We start from the raw sequence: 15,475 nt of genomic DNA on the forward strand, positions 1-15,475 counted from the left end.
TTTTGTTACACGATCCGTCCAAACTGCTTTTCCAGCTCCTTCCGGGTCAATTTAAGGACACAAGGCCGACCATGGGGGCAGAAGGGCGGCACCTCGCCCGAGAGGATCTTTTCGGCCAGTGCCATCAGCTCCTGCGGGGAGGTCTTATCCCCCGCCTTGATGGCCGCGCGGCAGGAGATGGAATGGAGCACCCACTCGGTCTTTTCGCTCAGGGCATCTCGGCTGCCCTTGGAGAGCTTATCCGCCAGCTCCACCAGCAGATCCTCGGCACTGCCCTGTTCCACATCCGCGGGCACAGAGCGCAGGAACACGCTGTTGCCGCCAAAGTCATCGATCTCCAGTCCTGCGCTTTCCAGCAGCTCAAGGTTGGAGAGGAGGGCAGTCTTTTCCTCCGCCGACAGCTCCACCACCAGCGGCTCCAGCAGCAGCTGGGCTGGAACATCCCCATAGTCTGCCGCCAGTTTTTCGAAGAGCTGACGCTCGTGGGCGGCATGCTTATCAATGATGCAGATCTCTTCCCCGCGCTCAGCGAGGATGTAGGTCTTGAAGATCTCACCCACATAGCGCAGAGGGGCAGGACCTTCCTGCACGTCAAAGCCCAACTGTTCCGGCGTATCCTCGGCAGCAAAGGTCTGCTGCGGAGCTGGGGCGGCAGGCATTTCCTCCTTGGGGGCAGGATCCCATGCCGCCATGTGGTCCTGATGTTCGGGCAGATCTACGCCGTCCGGCTCAATGTCCAATGCACCTTCTCCCAGCGCTGCGGCAAAGGCGGGTGCTTCAGGCTCACTCTCCGTGGGAGCTGGTGCCGGGCTGTGCAGGGTGGCATCCTGCCGGATGGGCAAGCCCGATGCAACCGTTGTCCAGCTGTGCTCTGTCGGCTTTTCCTCGGCAGTGCCCGGCGCAGGCAGGATATCCGGGTGGTTTGCAGGTGCCGGACGGGACGGCGGTGCTGCTGCCGGTGCCGGAGTGAAGCTCCGGAAGCTCCGCTGGGGCTGAGGGGTATGCTCATGGAGCGTTCCCGGCTCAGCCTGGCCCGGAATGATGGCAGAAAGCCCTGTAAAGTTATTCTTCTTTACATCATTTTCTGCCGCGTTATCATTTATTTCCGATTTGTTGGATTCTTCATCTTTTTTATCCTCTTCAAAGGCGAAACGCCGCTCTCCGGTGCCCGGTTGGGCCAGTGCCAGCTTGACAGCGTGATAAACGAGGTCAAAGATATCGTTTTCCCGGGCAAAGCGTACCTCAGTCTTGGCCGGGTGGACATTGACATCCACAAGGTCAGCGGGCATTTCCAGAAGCAAGATTCCTCCAGGGAACTTGCCCTGCATCGTGGTGCCTTTGAACGCTGTTTCCATGGCTGCCATCATGGTGCGGTTGCGGACATAGCGCCCATTGATATAGAAATACTGCATACTGCGGCTGGCGCGGCAGCTCCTGGGCTGGGTGATGAGGCCCCACACCCGGTAGACCCCCTCCTGATTGTCCAGCTCCATGAGGTCACGGCTGAATTCCCGGCCCAGCACCGCGTAGGCGGCACTGCGCAGCTTGCCGTCACCGGGGGTGACATACTGCAGCTTACCCTCCCGGACAAACTTGAAGCTGACCTCGGGGTGGCTCAGGGCCACATGGGCCACAATATCCGCCACAAAGGTACCCTCACTGGAATCCTTTTTGAGGAACTTCATCCGGGCCGGGGTGTTGTAGAACAGATCCTGCACCCGGATGGTAGTGCCCACGCCGCGTGCACCGGGCTCCAGCGGATAATCCTCGCCGCCCTCGATGCGGTAGACGGAGGCGCACTCGTCGTTCTCAGTACGGGTCAGTACTTCTACCCGCGCCACGCTGGCAATGGAAGCCAGCGCTTCTCCACGGAAGCCCAGGGTGTGGATATGGTTCAGATCATCCTCCGTCCGGATCTTACTGGTGGCGTGGCGGATGAATGCCGTAGGGATATACTCTGCTTCAATGCCCGAACCGTTGTCGCTGATCTCGATCAGCTTCACGCCGCCTGATTCAATGGTCACGGTGATCTGGCTTGCCCCGGCATCGATGGCGTTTTCCAGCAGCTCCTTCACCACGGAAGCAGGCCGCTCCACCACCTCACCGGCTGCAATGAGCTCCGCCGTGTGCTTGTCCAGAACATGGATGACTGCCATATTCGTTCCCTCCCCTGTTTTTTAGGATTTTTCAGGAAATCAGCCGTTCAGGCTGCCCTTCAAGGTCTTTTTCAGCTCGTACAGGAAATTCAGCGCTTCAATGGGGGTCAGCGTTTCCACATCCAGCGCATCCAGTTTTTCCAGCACCTCGCTGGGCACTGCGGGAGAGTTATACTCCTGCAGCGCGTCAAAGTCCATCTGCTCCACCTTGTTCTTGGGGGCAGTGGCTTCCAGTGCGCGCAGCACTTCGTGGGCGCGGCGGGTCACGGTGCCGGGCAGACCGGCCAGCTTTGCCACCTCAATGCCATAGCTGTCATCGGCAGGGCCGCGGACGATGCGGCGCAGGAAGGTGATGTCCTCACCCCGCTTTTTCACCGCAATGTTGTAATTTTTCACGCCGCTGATGGTGCCCTCAAGGTCTGTCAGCTCGTGGTAATGGGTGGCAAAGAGGGTTTTGCAGCCCAGTCCCTTGGCAGGGTCGCTGATGTGCTCCACCACGGCGCGGGCAATGCTCATGCCGTCAAAGGTGGACGTGCCGCGCCCGATCTCATCCAGCACCACCAGACTGCGGGAGGTAGCGTTCTTCAGAATCTCTGCCACCTCGGTCATCTCCACCATAAAAGTGGACTGACCTGCCGAAAGGTCATCCGACGCGCCGATACGGGTAAAGATGGCATCCACTACACCCACATGGCACTCTCTGGCCGGAACAAAGGAACCGATCTGTGCCATCAGGGCAATCAGCGCATTCTGGCGCATATAGGTCGATTTGCCCGCCATGTTAGGGCCGGTGATGATGAGGCAGCGATCTTCGCCGCAGTTCAGGGTGGTATCGTTGGGTACGAACAGACTGCCCTTGAGCATCTGCTCCACCACAGGGTGGCGGCCCTCCACGATGGTCAGCTGGTCGCTCTCATCCACAGTGGGGCGGCAGTAGTTGTTTTCTGCTGCCACCTGAGCCAGAGCGGCCAGCACGTCCAGCTCTGCCACGGCGTTGGCTGTACGCTGGATGCGGTCGAGCTGGGCACCAATGCTTTCCAGCAGCTCATTGAACAGCCGGTGTTCCAGAGCGATCAGCCGCTCGTGAGCACCCAGGATCTTATTTTCCAGCTCCTTGAGCTCTTGGGTGATGTAGCGTTCGCCGGTGGTCAGGGTCTGCTTGCGGATGTAGCTCTCCGGCACCTGTGCCTTATAAGAGTTGCTGACCTCGATGAAATAGCCAAACACGTGGTTATAGCCGATCTTCAGCTTGGGGATGCCGGTCTCCTGCCGCAGACGGGTCTCGAGCTGAGCCAGCACGCCCTTGGTGTTATCGCGGATGGAACGCAGCTCGTCCACCTCGGGGTGGTAGCCCTTGGCAATGACACCACCATCCTTCAGGGTAGAAGGTGCGTCAGGGTCCACAGCGGCATAGATCTTGTCCTTGATATCGCTCAGCGGGTCGATCCTGGAGACGATTTCGCTGAGCTCGGCACAGCCGCAGCTTTCGGCCTGCTGGCGCAGGCTGGGCAGGCGCTCACAGGTCTGTGCCATGGCATAGATCTCTTTGGGCGTGGCTGAACCGTAGACCGTGCGGGTCATCATACGCTCCAGATCAGCGATGTAATGCAGTTCTTCGATCAGATCGCCGCGCTGTACGGTTTGGTTGACCAGGCTTTCCACAGCATCCAGACGGTGGTTGATGGCATCGCTGGAAAGCAGCGGCTGCTCAATCCAGGTGCGGAGCAGCCGCTTGCCCATGGCAGTGCTGGTCTTGTCCAGCACCCAGAGCAGGGTTCCCCGCTTCTCGCGGCCCCGCAGGGTCTCGGTGAGTTCAAGGTTGGCCCGCGTCACAGGCGAAAGCTGCATATACTGGGCTTCGTTGTAGCTGATGACGGTCTTCAGGCGCTCCACACCTTTGATCTGGGTGGTGTGCAGGTATTCCAGAAGTGCGGCCATGGCAAACCGCACCAGACCTTTTTTATCAATAGAGGTCGTCTCATCCCAATTGCGGCCAAACTGGTTTTCCAGCGAGATGGCCACCAGACCCGGGGCGTAGCGTTCCTCTTCCACCAGCTCCACAGAGCAGGTCATATTCTTTTTGATATAGCCGGTCAGCTCACGGCAGTCCAGCATTCCGGGATTCATCAGCACCTCGCTGGGATGGTAGCGGCAGAGCTCCGCGATCACGGCAGGCACGATCTTCTCCCGTTTCAGCTCGGTGATGTGGGCCGTGCCGGTGGAAACATCGGCAAAACAGATGCCCGCCGCATTTCCTTTCAGAAAAATGCTTGCAATGTAGTTGTTTTTGTCATCCTGCAGCATACTGCTCTCGATGACAGTGCCCGGCGTGACCACCCGGATGATATCGCGCTTGACCAGTCCCTTTGCCTTGGACGGGTCCTCCATCTGCTCACAGATCGCCACCTTGTATCCCTTGGCGATCAGGCGGGCCACATAGCCCTCGTAGCTGTGGAAGGGCACGCCGCACATGGGGGCACGCTCTTCCATGCCGCACTGCTTGCCCGTCAGGGTCAGGTCCAGCTCCCGGGAGGCGGTCAGCGCATCGTCAAAGAACATCTCGTAAAAGTCGCCGATGCGGTAAAACAGGATCTCGTCCTTATACTGCTTCTTGATGTCCATATACTGCTGCATCATGGGCGACAGTTCTGCCATAATCGTTCACCTTTCCTGCGGGCTATGCCGCTTTGCTTCTTTCCGTCGGTTTGCAGTAAGTAACTGCGAATGGAAGGAAAACGCGGCCTGCGATTTGCAGCCGCGTTCTCATTTTACCTGTTAGTGGCAGCCTCCGCAGGTGGAGCAGCTGCCGGTGCAGGATTCACTGGGCTCCTGCACGGTCATGGGGTCGCCGCCGTTCATTGCGGTGTTGATGATGGCATCAATGTAGTTGACCAGGTTCTCGCAGTCGCGCTTTGCCTCGTTGTAAGCAGTCATACCCTCGTCAGCCATGATCTTGCCGTACAGGTCGTTGACCTTGGTGTTCAGCTCGGCGATGCGCTCATCACTGCGCTCGCTCTTGCTGATCTCGTTGTTCAGATCCATGCGGGCCAGATTGAACTCCCCGATGAGATTCTGCAGCTCCTCATCCTTGTCGTTTGCCTTGCGGGCCTGATCCAAAGCCAGGTAACGGGGGTCAGTCTGCAGTGCCATGGCGGCGCGCTTGAACAGATCGATGCAATCCATAATCAAAAATCTCCTTTGATGTGTTTGTTTTTATAGTTATATTATCATTGAGGCCGGTGTGCCCCGGGATCACGTTTCCAGTTCGCCCAGCAGGACAGTGGCGCGGGCACCGGTCAGGTGCACCTGTGCGTAGCTGCCCATCAGGGCGGGGTCAGCGGCAAACTCCACGGTCAGGTTGTTGTCCAACCGGCCGGAGAGGGTTCCGTCGCTGCGGCCATAGCCTTCCACCAGCACCCGGACAGTCTGGCCCACCTGCTGCCGGACCAGATCCATTGCGATCTCGTCCTGCACCTTGAGCAGGCGGGTCATCCGGTCAGTTTTTTCCGCGCGGGGGGTGGGGTCGGGCATTTCCGCTGCCTTGGTGCCGGTGCGCTTGGAGTAGATAAAGGTGAACAGCTGCATGTAGCCGACTTTCTTCACCAGTTCCAGCGTGTCCTGGAAATCCTCCTCCGTTTCCCCGGGGAAGCCCACGATGATATCGCTGGAGAAGGTGATGCCGGGCACCTTTTTGCGGGCGTACTCGATCAGCTCCATGTACTGCCCGATGGTGTAATGGCGGTTCATCTTTTTCAGCAATTCATCCGAGCCGCACTGCACCGGCAGGTGCAGGTGCTTGCACAGGTGGGGCTGGGCCGCAATGGTATCGATCAGCTTGTGGCTGGCATCCTTCGGGTGGCTGGTCATAAAGCGGATCTGGTAATCGCCGGGCACAGCGCAGAGCAGATTGAGCAGATCAGCAAAGTCCACCTGTTCCTCCAGGCCCTTTCCGTAGCTGTTCACGTTCTGGCCCAGCAGAGTGATCTCCTTGTATCCTGCTTCCACCAGCCCCCGGAACTCCGCCAGGATATCGCCGGGCTTGCGGCTCTTCTCACGGCCCCGCACATAGGGTACGATGCAGTAGGTGCAGAAATTGTCGCAGCCGTACATGATAGGCAGCCAGGCGCGGAACTCACTCTCGCGCCGGATGGGGATGTTCTCCACGATGACCGGGCGCTGGGCAGGCTCCATCAGCACGCGCTTATGCTTCTGCAGCTTCTGAGCAATGAGCTGGGGCAGCGTATCGATGCCATCCACGCCAAAGACCAGATCGACATAGGGATAGCTCTTGCGCAGCTTTTCCACCACATGTTTCTGGTTGGCCATACAGCCGCACAGGCCGATCATCAGGCCGCGCTTTTTCTCCTTCAGGCCCTTCAGTGCACCCACATTGCCGAACACGCGCTGCTCGGCGTGCTCACGCACGGCGCAGGTGTTGAAGAGGATGAGGTCTGCATCCTCGGGCTTATCGCACAGGCCGTAGCCGATATCCACCAGCACGCCCTTGATGCGCTCGCCATCGTTGACGTTCTGCTGACAGCCATAGCTGTGTACAAAGGCCAGCGGCGGGGTGTCGTAAGCCGCACGCACCAGCTCCGCAGCCGTTTCGTTGTGTTCAAAGTTAATGTATTCCAATAAAAACCATCCTTATTTTTCAAAAGCTCTTTTTAGTATACCCTCTTTCTGCCATAAGGGCAAGTGGGAAACCGCAAATTTCAGAATCCTTCGGGGCAATTCAGCCTTCTGCCTGCTTTTTGGCGCATGCTTCACACAGGCCGAACAGCACCACAGCGCAGTCCTGCACCACAACATCCTTCTGGCGGCGCACCAGCCTCATCACCTGTTTCTCATCCACATCGGCATCCACTACGCCACCGCAGGCTGTACAGTAGAGGTGGCTATGCCAGCACAGGGTGTGATCAAAACGATCCGCCCTGCCCGGAATGGACACCCGGCGCACCCTGCCTGCCTCCACCAGACTGTTCAGGTTGCGGTAAACGGTGCCCAGGCTCAGGCCCGGGCACTCCGGGGCCGCCTTATCAAAGATCTCTTCGGCGGTGGGGTGGTCGCAAAGTTGCTCCACGGTGCGCAGCACCAGCTCCCGCTGTTTGGAATAACGCATCTTCCTCTCTCCTTCTCTTCCCTTTATACGTTCTCTTCGCCCTTGATCCGCGCCCAATATGCGCGGGAGGCCTGCTCGTTCTTGTTTTCTCCAAAGGTGTAGTATTTTGTATTCTTGAGCACATCCGGCAGATATTGCTGCTCGACCCAGTGGTTGGGGTAATCGTGGGCATACTTGTAATTCTGGCCCTTTACCAGCGCATCCTCGCCGTCATAGTGCTTGTTCTGCAGCTGGCGGGGAATGGGCCCGGTGCGCCCGGCCTGCACATCCGCAATGGCGGCGTTGATGGCATCATGGGCACTGTTGGATTTTGGGCTGGTCGCCACCAGCACAACTGCATCCGCCAGGGCCAGCCGCGCTTCGGGCAGGCCCACCGCGTTGGCGATATCCACCGCCGCCTTGACGATGGGGATGATCTGCGGGTAGGCAAGGCCCACATCCTCGCAGGCGCACACCATGAGCCGACGGCAGGCAGAGGGCAGATCCCCGGCTTCCAGCAGCCGGGCCAGATAGTGGAGCGCTGCATCCGGGTCGGAGCCGCGCATGGATTTCTGGTAAGCCGACACGATATCATAGTGGTCATCGCCGTCCCGGTCGTACCGCATGGCAGTGCGGCGGGTGACCTGCTGGATCATGTCCAGCGTGATGTGTTTTCCCTCCGGTTCGGGAGCCGCCGCCGTCACTGCAAAATCAAGGCAACCCAGTGCCTTGCGCAGATCGCCGCCCGCGCTCTCGGCAAGATAGGCACAGGCATCGTCCTCCATCCGGATGGGCGTACCCTCGCTCTCTGAAAGCTTTTTCAGGGCGTTCCGCAGCCCCTGCTCCACATCTGCAGCTGTCAGCGATTTAAACTCGAACACGGTGCAGCGGGAAAGCAGTGCATTATAAATGTAAAAATATGGGTTCTCAGTGGTGGAGGCGATCAAGGTCACAGTTCCGTCCTCAATGCACTCCAGCAGGCTTTGCTGCTGCTTCTTGTTCAGATACTGGATCTCATCGAGGTACAGCAGGATGCCCCCCGCCCCGGCCAGTGTGCCGATATCCTTGAGCACTGCCTTGATATCCCCCGTGCCGCAGGAAGTGCCGTTGAGCTTGTGCAGCGTCATGCCGCTGTTCTCGGCAATGATGCGGGCCACGGTGGTCTTGCCAGTGCCGGACGGGCCGTAAAAGATCATGTTGGGGATGCGGCCGCTCTCGATGGTGCGGCGGAACACCCGCCCCGGGGCCAGCAGATGCTGCTGGCCGCAGACTTCGGCCAGCGTTTTGGGGCGCATACGCTGCGCCAGCGGTTCATTCATCGGGCGTTCCCTCCTGTACTGCCCTGCTGTTCTGCATGGGCCTTATATAAAAATAGTATACCTCATTTTTACACGAACAGCAAGAGCAATAATGAAAATCATTCTCAGATGGATGCCACAAACCCCATTTACAAAAAAGTCGAAACATGCTATTATCATAGTACATTTACGGGAAACGAGGGGTTCAGATGAAGAAAGCTGCTGCGGCAGAAGATCTCTCTGCCAAAAAGGAGCTGGCGCTCCAGGTCATCGACCGGCTGAAAACAGAATATCCGGATGCAGCCTGCACGCTGGATTACGACCACGCCTGGCAGCTGCTGGTCAGTGTCCGGCTGGCGGCTCAGTGCACCGATGCCCGGGTGAACATTGTGGTACAGGACTTGTTTGCAAAATACCCCAATGTAGCAGCGTTGGCTGCGGCAGAGCCCGATGAGATCGAAGCCATTGTCAAGCCCTGTGGGCTGGGCCGTAGCAAGGCCCGGGATATCTCGGCCTGTATGCGGGTACTGCGGGATAAATACAACTGCAAAGTGCCCACCACCTTTGAAGAGCTGCTGGCACTGCCCGGCGTGGGCCGCAAGAGCGCCAACCTGATCATGGGTGATGTGTTCTGCAAGCCCGCCATCGTCACAGACACCCACTGCATCCGGCTGTGCAATAAAATCGGACTGGTGGATGGCATCAAGGAGCCGCAGAAGGTGGAGATGGCCCTATGGAAGATCATTCCGCCGGAGGAAGGCAGTGACCTGTGCCACCGCTTTGTGATGCATGGCCGTGCTGTCTGCAATGCCCGCAAACCCGAATGTGAAAAGTGCTGTCTGAACGACATCTGCCGGTACGCGGCAGAAAATGCCGTTCCCACAAAAGAAACCAAGGAGGCTTCTGTATGATCACTTTGTCTATCCTGATTGTCCTTGCCCTGATCTGCGCTCTGGTGGGCGTGCTGATGGGCCTGTTCTCTCTGATCGGCCTGCTGGCTTCCCTGCTCGTGGGCGTGCTGGTAGGCGCTCTGGCCGGTCACATCGCCAACCGCTTTATGGGCACCCAGACCTCCACCGGCCGCAACATCGTGCTGGGCATTCTGGGCAGCTTTGTGGGCGAGTTCCTGTTCGGCCTCATCGGCATCCATGCCACCGGCAGCATCAGCTCCTTTGTTATCTCGGTACTGGGTGCCTGCGTCTGCATCTGGGTGGATAACCGACTGTTCCACGATCGTTGACCGGTTTTCTCTGGTTGTTTGTCTTTGCTCTCCCCTCCGGGAGAGCTTTTTTATTTTCAGCCCCTTGACAGTTATATCGTGAAGCGATATAATGCATCCATGATATATCGCATAGCGATACAAAGCGAGGTGATATAATGGATCATCCGGCACTGACGGAATCCACCTACTACATCCTGCTTTCCCTCTATCATCCGCAGCATGGCTACGGCATCATGCAGGAAACCCAGCAGCTCTCCGGCGGAAGGGTACGGCTGGCTGCCGGAACCCTGTACGGTGCCCTGAATGCCCTGTGCGAAAAGGGGTGGATCTCTCCCCTGCCCATGGAAAGCGGAAGCCGCAAAAAAGAATACCAATTGACCTCCGCCGGGCTGAAGGTGCTCAAACAGGAGCTGGTCCGGCTGGAGGAGCTTGCTGCCAATGGCCGCGCCATTTTACAGGAGGAACAGGTATGAGTGAAACAAAAACGCTGCATCGGAATTTCTGGGTCTGGGAATTTGAAAAAGAAGAACGCTGGCTCAACGAAATGGCGCAGGAGGGCTGGGCCCTGCAGAATGCCGGGTTCTGCACCTACACCTTTGAAAAGACGGAACCCGGCCAGTACATCATCCGGCTTGCCATGCTGGACAGTTCCCCGGATTTTGAAAGTTTCATGGAAGAGTTGGAAGCACAGAGCGTTGGGCATTGCTTCAGTTGGGGATATTTCCGCCGCAGCGCCCAGCTAGGTCCCTTTGATATGTTTTCGGATGTGGATTCCCGTATCTCCCACCTGAACAAAATTGGACAGATGGTGAGGCTGCTCTGTCTGGCAAACCTTCTCATCGGCGTTACCAACACCTTCAGCGGTGCATCACTGGCATGGCTAAACCTGCTTTGCGCCACGTTTTTGGCCTACGGGCTGGGACGTATCAGCAGCAAACGAGAGAGTCTGGTGGAAGAACGTCAGCTCCACGAGTGATTTTTTCTCCTTGATGTGCAGGATCTTCAGAGTTTTCAAAAAGTTCATTTTTACCCGCTTGCATTCCGATGCAGGCGGGTATATTATTGTCATTAGCAAATAGTTATCATGTGTTAAGTATTTGCATCCGTCAAGTGATAAGGAGGATTCGTATGCCGCAGAAGAGCGCACCGGAACTGTTCGCCGTGGTCCATTATCTGCATCGGCTGAGCACAGAAGGCAAACGCGGTGCCAAAATGGCACTGGAAAGCTGCCCCAAGTGTCATTTCATCATGCTGGAAGGCGTGCTGATGACCATTGAAGAGCATGGCCAGAATGGCACCATCTATGTTTCCGATCTGGCTGCCGCCGTCAAACAGCCCCTGCCCGCTGTTTCCCGCGCGCTGCGCCAGCTGGAGCAGGATGGACTCATTGAGCGGATCACAGACCCCAATGACCGCCGCAAAACGCTGGTGCGCCCCACGGAAAAGGGGTTGGATGCCAGCCGCCAGGTCGAAACTGCCATCAGCCGTTACTTTGAGCGGGTCATCTGCCGCATCCCGGAAGAGCAGCGGGAGCAGCTGTTCTCCCTGACCGGTGTACTGCTGGAGGCTGTGGAAGCGGAAAATGCGGAGCAACAAGCAAAATTGAAGGGAGAAAACGAAAATGGGTAAAATTTTCAAGCAGCTGGCCCGCCACTGGGCCGCCTGCCTTGCCGTGGTGGCTCTGCTGTTCGTGCAAGCCTACTGCGACCTTTCCCTGCCGGATTACACGAGCAGGATCGTGGACACCGGCATCCAGCAGGGCGGCATTGAAAGCCCCCTGCCGGAGACTGTGCGCCAAAGCACACTGGATACCCTCTCGCTTTTGATGAGCGAAGAGGATGCGGATGCACTGCAGAATGCCTACGGATATTATCTTCAGGACGATGGTGTTCTGAAGCTCCGCAGTGACCTGACCGATGCTGAGCGTACCGCTCTGGAGGAGGCCGTTACCACACCGGATATCGTGCTGTATATGGCGGCGGCGCAGAATGCCAACGCCCCTGCCGGGGATGAAGCAGAAGCCATGACCGCTGCTCCTACGGCAGAAGATCTGGATGCCGTTTGTGCCCAGTTCGCAGCCATGGCCCAGATGCCCGGCTTTTCACGGGAAATGATCCAGCAGCAGCTGGCCAGCGCCATGGAACAGGTGGACGAGACCACCCTTTCCAGCATGGCAAGTCAGGCTACTCTGCTGGTCAGCCTGGAATATGAGGCACAGGGCGTTTCCCATGATGTGCAGATGGCCTACCTCTTCCGGGTGGGTGGCCAGATGCTGGCCCTGACCCTGCTGATGGTGGTCGTTGCCATTCTGGTGGGCCTGATCGCCTCCCGCGTCTCAGCTTCCATCGGCCGGGAGCTGCGCAGAGAGACTTTCTCCTCGGTCATCCATTTTTCCAACGCAGAGATCGAGAATTTCTCCACCGCTTCCCTGATCACCCGCACCACCAATGATATCCAGCAGGTGCAGTTTACCTGTGTCATCCTGCTGCGCATGGTGGCCTACGCTCCCATTCTGGGCATCGGCGGCGTGATGCACGTCACCCAGGGCAACACCGGCCTTGCCTGGATCATCGTGCTGGACGTGGCCGCTCTGCTTCTGCTCATCACGGTTCTGATGAGCGTCGCCATGCCCAAGTTCAAGATTATGCAGACGCTGGTGGACAAGCTGAACCTCGTCAGCCGCGAGATCCTGACCGGCGTGATGCCGGTGCGTGCATTCAGCCGCGAATCCTTTGAGGAAAAGCGTTTTGATGCTGCCAGCCGGGAGCTGATGGGCACCCAGCTGTTCACCAACCGCGCCATGGTGGCCATGATGCCCTTTATGACCCTGATCATGAACGGCACCAGCCTGCTCATCGTCTGGTTCGGCGGCAAGGCCATGGATGCAGGAAACATGCAGGTAGGCGAGATGATCGCATTCATCACCTACACCATGCAGATCGTCATGTCTTTCCTGATGCTGGCCATGGTGGCCGTGATGCTTCCCCGTGCCGGTGTGGCCGCTGACCGTATCGACGAGGTCTGCCGCACCAAGGCTTCCATCCATGATCCGGACGCTGCCGCCGCAAAGCCCGCCCTTGAAAAGAAGGAATGGGATGGCGTGGTCCGGTTCGAGGATGTCAGCTTCCGCTTCCCCGGTGCCGACAGCGATGCGCTGGAGCACATCAGCTTTACCGCAAACCCCGGCGAGACCACAGCCATCATCGGCTCCACCGGCTGCGGCAAATCCAGCCTGCTCAACCTCATCCCCCGCTTTTATGATGTCACCGGCGGCCGCGTGACCATTGATGGCATCGATGTGCGGGAGATGCCGCAGGAGCAGCTCCACAGCCTTTTGGGCTATGTTCCCCAGAAGGGCATTCTGTTCAGCGGCACCATCGAGAGCAATCTGAAATTCGGCGGTGCGCAGATCACCGATGCGGGCATGAAGAAGGCGGCTTCCATCGCACAGGCCACCGAGTTCATCGACGCAAAGCCCGAGGGCTATGCAAGCCCCATTGCACAGGGCGGCTCCAATGTATCCGGCGGCCAGAAGCAGCGGCTCTCCATCGCCCGTGCCATTGCCAAGGAGCCGAAGATCTATCTGTTCGACGACAGCTTCTCTGCCCTTGACTACAAGACGGATGTCACCCTGCGCCGTGCGCTGAAGGAAGAGACCGACAACGCCACTGTGATCATTGTGGCACAGCGCATTTCCACCGTCCTCCACGCCAATCAGATCCTGGTGCTGGACGACGGCAGGCTGGTGGGCAAGGGCACTCACGCGCAGCTCATGGCCACCTGCCCTGAATATCAGGAGATCGCCAGGAGCCAGCTGAGCCAGAAGGAGCTCAACCTGCAAGACCTGAACACCGGAAAGGAGGATGAGTGATATGCCGAGACCCGGAAAACAGACCACCGAGCGCGCCAAGGATTTCAAGGGCACTCTGCGGCAGCTCCTCAGCGCATTGAGCCAGTATAAGCTCTCCCTCATCGTTGTGATGGTCTTTGCCATCCTTTCCACCATCTTCAATATCGCAGGCCCCAAAATTCTGGCCAAGGCCACCACGGCCCTTGCCACCGGCTGGATCGCCAAGCTGCGGGGGATCGGCGGCATCGACTTTGCCTACATCGGCAAGATCCTGCTCATCCTGCTGGCCATGTACCTCTGCTCCGCCGCATTCAGCTTCATTCAGGGCTGGCTGATGACCGGCCTTTCCCAGAAGGTCTGCTATGATTTTCGCCGCCAGATCAGCGAAAAGATCAACCGCCTGCCGCTGGCCTACTTTGAAAAGCGGACAGTCGGCGAGGTGCTCTCCCGCATCACCAACGATGTGGACACCCTGGGCCAGAGCCTGAACCAGAGCGTGACCCAGCTCATCACCAGCATTACCACCATGATCGGCGTGCTGATCATGATGCTGTCCATCAGCCCCAAAATGACCCTGATCGCACTGCTCATCCTGCCCGTCTCTCTGGTGCTGGTGATGCTGGTGGTCAGGTTCAGCCAGAAATACTTCAAGGCCCAGCAGGCCACCCTGGGCGTTGTGAACGGTCAGGTGGAGGAGGTCTACTCCGGCCACAATGTCATCAAGGCCTTCAACCGGGAGGCCGCCGTGCTGGAGGACTTCAACGCCGCCAACGACAAGCTGTTTGAATCCGCCTGGAAGAGCCAGTTCCTCTCCGGCCTGATGCAGCCCATTATGAACTTTGTGGGCAACCTGGGCTATGTAGCCGTTGCCATCGTCGGCAGCATCTTTGCCGCCAACGGCATCATTACCATCGGCGATATCCAGGCTTTTATCCAGTATGTCCGCAATTTCACCCAGCCCATCCAGCAGCTGGCACAGGTGTCCAACATGCTGCAGAGCATGGCCGCCGCTGCCGAGCGCGTGTTCGAGTTCCTGAACGAGCCCGAAGAGGATCAGCTGGCCGACCCTGCCCGCCGGGCAGACCCTGCCTGCATTGATGGTCAGGTCACCTTTGACCATGTCCGGTTCGGTTATGTGCCCGAAAAGACCATCATCCACGATTTCAGCTGTAAGGTGCAGCCCGGCCAGAAGGTCGCCATCGTTGGCCCCACCGGTGCCGGCAAAACCACCATGGTCAAGCTGCTCATGCGGTTCTACGATGTGGATTCCGGCTCCATCACCCTGAACGGCCACGATATCCGCGACTTTGACCGCAGTGCCCTGCGCGAGGGCTTCGGCATGGTGCTGCAGGACACCTGGCTGTTCAAGGGCACCATCATGGAGAACATCCGCTATGGCCGTCTGGATGCCACCGACGAAGAGGTCATTGCCGCCGCCAAAGCCGCCAATGCCGACCACTTCATCCGCACCCTGCCCGGCGGCTACCAGATGGAGCTGAACGAGGACGCTTCCAACGTCAGTCAGGGCCAGAAGCAGCTGCTGACGATTGCCCGGGCCATTCTGGCCGACAACCGCATCCTGATCTTGGACGAGGCCACCAGCAGCGTGGACACCCGCACCGAACAGCGCATCCAGACTGCTATGGACAACCTGATGCGGGGCCGTACCAGCTTCGTCATTGCCCACCGCCTGTCCACCATCAGGGATGCCGACCTGATCCTGGTCATGCGGGACGGCGACATTGTGGAGCAGGGCACCCACGACCAGCTCATTGAGGCCGGCGGTTTCTACGCTGACCTGTACAACAGCCAGTTTGAGGATGTTGTGGATTAAGCCACGCTCCCTTC

13 protein-coding genes are annotated in these 15,475 nt (G+C 58.3%); 7 read left to right on the forward strand and 6 right to left on the reverse strand.

Annotated features, from left to right (window positions below):
* Positions 1–5: 5 nt before the first annotated feature.
* From mutL to J3352_RS02385, 6 genes are all read right to left on the reverse strand, one after another.
* Positions 6–2,156, reverse strand: coding sequence for a DNA mismatch repair endonuclease MutL (gene mutL / locus J3352_RS02360; RefSeq protein WP_097771927.1), 2,151 nt, complete (start codon positions 2,154–2,156; stop codon positions 6–8).
* A gap of 39 nt (positions 2,157–2,195) precedes the next feature.
* Positions 2,196–4,811, reverse strand: coding sequence for a DNA mismatch repair protein MutS (gene mutS / locus J3352_RS02365; protein WP_097771180.1), 2,616 nt, complete (start codon positions 4,809–4,811; stop codon positions 2,196–2,198).
* A gap of 120 nt (positions 4,812–4,931) precedes the next feature.
* On the reverse strand, positions 4,932–5,339 hold the full coding sequence (locus J3352_RS02370; protein ID WP_005934385.1) for a YlbF family regulator: 408 nt from the start codon (positions 5,337–5,339) through the stop codon (positions 4,932–4,934).
* A 69-nt stretch (positions 5,340–5,408) separates the two neighbouring features.
* Positions 5,409–6,791, reverse strand: coding sequence for a tRNA (N6-isopentenyl adenosine(37)-C2)-methylthiotransferase MiaB (gene miaB, locus J3352_RS02375; RefSeq protein ID WP_005934386.1), 1,383 nt, complete (start codon positions 6,789–6,791; stop codon positions 5,409–5,411).
* A 100-nt stretch (positions 6,792–6,891) separates the two neighbouring features.
* Positions 6,892–7,278, reverse strand: a complete 387-nt coding sequence (locus J3352_RS02380) for a Fur family transcriptional regulator (RefSeq protein ID WP_005934387.1) — start codon at positions 7,276–7,278, stop codon at positions 6,892–6,894.
* Between the two features lie 23 nt (positions 7,279–7,301).
* Positions 7,302–8,576, reverse strand: coding sequence for a replication-associated recombination protein A (locus J3352_RS02385; protein WP_005934388.1), 1,275 nt, complete (start codon positions 8,574–8,576; stop codon positions 7,302–7,304).
* Positions 8,577–8,764: 188 nt separating this feature from the next.
* Between J3352_RS02385 and nth the strand changes: the two genes are divergently transcribed.
* The 7 genes from nth (at position 8,765) to J3352_RS02420 (ending at position 15,461) form a co-directional block, all read left to right on the forward strand.
* Positions 8,765–9,466 (forward strand): endonuclease III, encoded by a 702-nt coding sequence (gene nth / locus J3352_RS02390; RefSeq protein ID WP_005934391.1) that lies wholly within the window; start codon positions 8,765–8,767, stop codon positions 9,464–9,466.
* Positions 9,463–9,795 carry a GlsB/YeaQ/YmgE family stress response membrane protein gene (locus J3352_RS02395; protein WP_005934393.1) on the forward strand — a complete coding sequence of 111 codons (333 nt, stop codon included), beginning with the start codon at positions 9,463–9,465 and terminating at the stop codon, positions 9,793–9,795. The genes nth and J3352_RS02395 overlap by 4 nt, the downstream gene beginning before the upstream one ends.
* Positions 9,796–9,932: 137 nt before the next feature.
* Complete coding sequence (locus J3352_RS02400) at positions 9,933–10,250, forward strand: PadR family transcriptional regulator (RefSeq protein WP_005934395.1); 318 nt, start codon at positions 9,933–9,935, stop codon at positions 10,248–10,250.
* On the forward strand, positions 10,247–10,753 hold the full coding sequence (locus J3352_RS02405; RefSeq protein ID WP_097771920.1) for a DUF2812 domain-containing protein: 507 nt from the start codon (positions 10,247–10,249) through the stop codon (positions 10,751–10,753). Before J3352_RS02400 ends, J3352_RS02405 begins: the two co-directional genes overlap by 4 nt.
* Positions 10,754–10,905: 152 nt before the next feature.
* A complete protein-coding gene (locus tag J3352_RS02410) occupies positions 10,906–11,406 on the forward strand; it encodes a MarR family winged helix-turn-helix transcriptional regulator (protein ID WP_156065779.1) in 501 nt (166 codons plus the stop codon).
* Positions 11,399–13,648, forward strand: a complete 2,250-nt coding sequence (locus J3352_RS02415; RefSeq protein WP_156065781.1) for an ABC transporter ATP-binding protein — start codon at positions 11,399–11,401, stop codon at positions 13,646–13,648. Before J3352_RS02410 ends, J3352_RS02415 begins: the two co-directional genes overlap by 8 nt.
* Before the next feature lies 1 nt (position 13,649).
* Positions 13,650–15,461, forward strand: a complete 1,812-nt coding sequence (locus J3352_RS02420) for an ABC transporter ATP-binding protein (protein ID WP_156065783.1) — start codon at positions 13,650–13,652, stop codon at positions 15,459–15,461.
* Positions 15,462–15,475: the final 14 nt, after the last annotated feature.

It is taken from the genome of Faecalibacterium sp. Marseille-Q4164, assembly GCF_017377545.1.
Lineage (GTDB): Bacteria > Bacillota > Clostridia > Oscillospirales > Ruminococcaceae > Faecalibacterium > Faecalibacterium duncaniae.